General features: G+C 65.0%; 2 protein-coding genes and 1 pseudogene. All 3 read right to left on the reverse strand.

All coding sequences use genetic code 11. The features are described from left to right. Positions 1 to 70: 70 nt before the first annotated feature. A complete protein-coding gene (gene iolD, locus ACQY7U_RS26270) occupies positions 71 to 1,912 on the reverse strand; it encodes a 3D-(3,5/4)-trihydroxycyclohexane-1,2-dione acylhydrolase (decyclizing) (protein WP_428651604.1) in 1,842 nt (613 codons plus the stop codon). Beyond that, on the reverse strand, positions 1,909 to 3,855 hold the full coding sequence (locus tag ACQY7U_RS26275; protein ID WP_428651607.1) for a bifunctional 5-dehydro-2-deoxygluconokinase/5-dehydro-2-deoxyphosphogluconate aldolase: 1,947 nt from the start codon (positions 3,853 to 3,855) through the stop codon (positions 1,909 to 1,911). The genes iolD and ACQY7U_RS26275 overlap by 4 nt, the downstream gene beginning before the upstream one ends. A 27-nt stretch (positions 3,856 to 3,882) precedes the next feature. Next, positions 3,883 to 4,018: pseudogene (locus tag ACQY7U_RS26280) on the reverse strand (sugar ABC transporter ATP-binding protein); the annotation flags it as partial.

The following is a 4,018-nucleotide window of genomic DNA, read 5'->3' on the forward strand; positions in this document are numbered from 1 at the left end:
CGCATGCGCGCTTCCTCAGGATGAGGGGAAAAGTGGCGGAGGCGCCGTGGTGTATGACCTGCGCCCCTCCTCAATTCACGAGGTTCTGGTGCTTCAGCGCCGCGACATAGCCTTCGCGGGCCGCGTTGACTTCCGTGCGCTCCGAAACCTCCGGCACCGCCACGTCCCACCAGTGGCCGCCGCCGTTCTCGCCGGGCCCGTGCATCGGGTCGGTGTCGATGACGATGACCGTCGGGATGGCCCGGTCGCGTGCTTCCAGGATCTGCGCCTCCAGGTCGGCGATGTCCTTCGCCTTGACCGCGTGGGCGCCCATGGAGGCCGCATGGGCGACGAAGTCGATATCCGGCTGGGCTTCGACATTGCAATCCTTGTAAAGATTGTTGAACTGCTCGCCGCCGGTGCCCATCTGCAGCCGGTTGATGCAGCCGTAACCACGGTTGTCCGTGAGGACCACCGTGAACGGCACCCGGCGCATGACGGCGGTCGCCAGTTCCGAGTTGGCCATCATGTAGGAGCCGTCGCCGACGAAGCAGACCACGTCGCGTTCCGGCCGGGCGAGCTTCAGGCCCATGGCGCCGGCAATTTCATAGCCCATGCAGGAATAGCCGTATTCCATGTGATAGCCGCCCTGCGGTGCCTGCCACAGCAGCTTGAGCGCACCCGGCATGGTGCCCGCCGCGCACATGGCGACGGTCTTGTCGGTGGACGTGCGCTGGACCGCGCCGATCACTTCCGCGTCAAGTGGCAGGTAGCCTTCCGGCACATTCGTCCTTGCGCTGCAATGGGCGTCGACCTTCGCCAGCCAGTCAAGCCGGGACTGGGGATCGAAGGCATCGGCCTTGTGGCTGCCGAGCGCGGCAGAAAGCTTCTCCAGCGACACCTTCGCGTCGCCGACGACACCCACCGCCCCGTGCTTGAGGGCGTCATAGCCCTGGACGTTGATGGAGACCAGCTTGCGGCTCGGTTCCTTGAAGAGGGCCCAGGAGCCGGTGGTGAAATCCTGAAACCGGGTACCGACGCCAATCACCAGATCGGCGGCTTCCGCCAGAGTGTTGGCGCTTTCCGCTCCGTCGACCCCGGCGGCGCCGAAGTTCATCGGGTGGGACTGGGCCAGAGCCGATTTGCCGGCCTGGGTTTCGATCACGGGTATGCCGTGTTTGGTGGCGAAGTCGCCGAGCGTCTCCTCAGCCTCGGAATAAACAACACCGCCGCCGCAGACGAGAACGGGAGCCTTTGCCGCTTTGATCAAGGCGGCGACATCTTCAACGTCGCGGCTGTCGGGTTCGGGACGGCGGATGCGCCAGACCTTCGGCTCGAAGAAACTCTCCGGATAGTCGAAGGCCTCGGCCTGTGTGTCCTGGCAGAAGGAGAGTGTCACCGGGCCGCAGTTTGCCGGGTCCGTCATCACCCGGAAGGCACGTGGCAGTGCCGTCAGCAGATGTTCCGGCCGGCTGATCCGGTCGAAATAGCGCGATACGGGACGGAAGCAGTCGTTCGCCGACACCGTGCCGTCGTCAAAGTCTTCCACCTGCTGCAGCACCGGGTCCGGAGCCCGGCCCGCAAAGACGTCGCCGGGTATCAGCAGCACCGGCAGGCGATTGACATGGGCGAGCGCTGCCGCCGTCACCATGTTGGTGGCGCCCGGGCCGATGGAGGAGGTCACCGCCATGGCGCGGGTGCGTTTTTTGGCCTTGGCGTAGGCAATGGCGGTATGAGCCATGGTCTGTTCGTTCTGGCCGCGCCAGGTCGGCAGGGCATTGCCTGCGTGCTCGAGCGCTTCGCCCAGACCGGCGACGTTGCCGTGGCCGAAGATCGCCCAGACGCCGTCAATGAAACGCTCGCCGTCCCCGGTCATCTGGGCAGCGATGTATCGCACCATCGCCTGGGCGGCTGTAAGACGGATGGTTTTCATGCGGAAGTTCCTTGCGTTTCGTTGACGCGCGCGTTTTCACGGGCCGTGTCCCAGATCCGGCACAGGCGTGCGAAGCGGTCCGTCATGTCAGCGACGGCAGCCTCGTCTGTCAATTCTCCCGCCAGCCATTTGCGGGCGGCATCGGCAAAAATGGTCCGGCCGACCGCGAAACCCTTGACCAGCGGAAAACGGGCGGCTTCGGCAAAGCTCGCGGCCAGGTCTTCTTCCGGAGCGTCGAGGCCGAGCACGACGATGCCACGCGTATGGGGGTCGTTTTCGTCGATCGCGGAACAGGCCTTGGCCCAGGCCGCATTGGAAGTCATCGGCTCGAGCTTCCACCAGTCCGGATAGATGCCGATCTCGTACATGCGGCGGATGATATCCGCCGTGGTGTCGTCGTCGACCGGCCCGACCTTCGAGGGAATGACTTCCAGCAGCATTTCCAGGCGGTTGCGGCGGCAGGCCGCGAAAAGCCGCTTGAGCACGTCTTCCTGTTCCCCCTTGAGACGGTCGCCATCATGCGGGTGATAGAAGCAGAGCACCTTGACGACATGCTCGGCGGGCCATTCGGCCAGGCCGCCGAAATCCGGCCCGATTTCCGGCTCCAGTGTCAGGGGCCGGGAGGCCGGCCATTCCACGGGATGCCCGATCCAGAGGCCGGACCCGGCGGCCCGGTAAAGTGCCTCGCGGCCGAGGCGGCTGTCGCACAGGATGCCGTAGCCGGATTGGCCACCAGCCACGTTGCGGGCGGCATCCAGGCAAAGGGTCTTGAAGGAGCCGATCCGCTCGTGCGGGGCGCCCGCCTCGTCCGCGATCTGCTCCAGTTGAATGCGATGGTCGAAGGCAAAGACGCGCATGACCGACCGGTCGCCGCCGTGTACCCGGTGCCGGTTGGTCGACCAGTGGATCTGCTCCAGCTCCGGATCGTTGCGCAGGTCCCGGCGCTCGATGCCGCGCTTCAGGAAAAACTGCAGTTCCTCCCAACTGGGGTAGGCGGGCGTGCAGCCGTGGCGGGAAACGGCAAAGGCGCCGCAGGCGTTGGCATAGGTCAGCGTGGTGACCCAGTCCTGGCCTTCGATCCAGCCCTTCAGGAGACCGGACATGAAACCGTCACCGGCCCCCAGCACATTGAAGACCTCGATCGGGAAGCCCGGTCCGGAAAGACCGTCGTCCAGACTGTCGGGAATGTCGCCTTCGAATGCCGTTGCCCCCATCGGTCCGCGCTTGCAGACGAGCGTGGCGTTCGAGACTTTCCGGACGTTCTTCAAGGCCTGCACCGTATCGGTGGTGCCGCCGGCAATGTGGAATTCCTCTTCGGTGCCGACGATCAGGTCGAACAGGCCGAGGGTCGACTGCAGCTTTGCCGTCACCTTGTCGGAGGCGATGAAGCGGTTTTCACCGTCGCCATGCCCGGAAAGGCCCCACAGGTTCGGCCGGTAGTCGATGTCGAGCGCGGTCCGGCCGCCGCTTTCCCGCGCGAGCCGCAAGGCTTTCAGGACAGCTGCTTCCGTCTGTGGATGGCTCAAGTGGGTGCCGGTCGCCACCACCGCCTTTGCCGAGGCGATGAACCCCGGATTGATGTCGTCCTCGGCAAGCGCCATGTCGGCACAGTTCTCGCGGTAGAAGATCAGCGGGAACTGTTCCTGGTCGCGGATGCCGAGCAGGACGAGCGCGGTCAGCCGCTCCTTGTCGGTGATAACACCATCCGTTGCCACCCCGTGCCGCTCCAGTTCCTCGCGGATGAAGCGGCCCATGTGCTCGTCGCCGACCCGGGTGATCAGCCCGGACCTCAGGCCGAGACGGGCGGTGCCGCAGGCCATGTTGGTGGGCGAGCCGCCGATATACTTGTTGAAGGACGACATGTCCTCCAGCCGGCCGCCCACCTGGGCTCCATAGAGATCGACCGACGAGCGGCCGATGGTGATGACATCGAGGTTTTTCACGTGCACATTCCGTTCAATTCATACCCGTCAGATAGTTCCGCCGAGGGATCCTTCGAGTTGGGCGAGTTCCTGTCCGCCTGCCATCATGTCCTGGAGTTCCTCGGCCTTGATGTCGCCGCGTTCGGCGGTTCCGAGTGTCTTGCCGCGGTTGAGCACGGTGAAG

This window comes from Roseibium sp. (assembly GCF_050301095.1).
In the GTDB taxonomy this organism is placed as follows: Bacteria; Pseudomonadota; Alphaproteobacteria; order Rhizobiales; family Stappiaceae; genus Roseibium.

Bases quoted from the DNA above. Each gene is read 5' to 3' on its own strand.
- iolD (WP_428651604.1), bottom strand. From the start codon at position 1,912: ATGAAAACCATCCGTCTTACAGCCGCCCAGGCGATGGTGCGATACATC.